The 330-nt window shown below is 66.1% G+C and carries 1 protein-coding gene; it reads left to right on the forward strand.

The window, feature by feature from the left end; genetic code table 11:
• On the forward strand, positions 1 to 298 hold a 298-nt coding region (locus EN786_RS36680; protein WP_246688850.1), incomplete at its 5' end, for a PfkB family carbohydrate kinase.
• Positions 299 to 330 lie beyond the last annotated feature (32 nt).

Consider the following 330-nt stretch of genomic DNA (forward strand, 5'->3'; position numbering starts at 1 on the left):
CGGGCCAAAATTTATCGTCGTCACGCATGGCAGCGAAGGCGCGGTCGGCTACAGCAAGGCGCACAAGGTCACCGTTATGCCGCAGAAAGTGAAGGTAGTTGACACTGTCGGCGCCGGCGACACGTTCAACGCCGGGATCCTCGCCTCGCTGCATGAGCAGGGCCTGCTCACCAAAGCGGCGATCGGCTACCTGCCGGAAGATGCGATCCGCAAGGCGCTGGAGCTCGGCGCCAGGGCGGCCGCGGTGACCGTTTCGCGGGCCGGCGCCAACCCGCCCTGGCGGCACGAGATCGCGTAAGCGATTGTCGGATTGGCCGAAAGGCCTCTCGC

The organism is Mesorhizobium sp. M4B.F.Ca.ET.143.01.1.1, from assembly GCF_004792275.1.
In the GTDB taxonomy this organism is placed as follows: domain Bacteria; phylum Pseudomonadota; class Alphaproteobacteria; order Rhizobiales; family Rhizobiaceae; genus Mesorhizobium; species Mesorhizobium abyssinicae.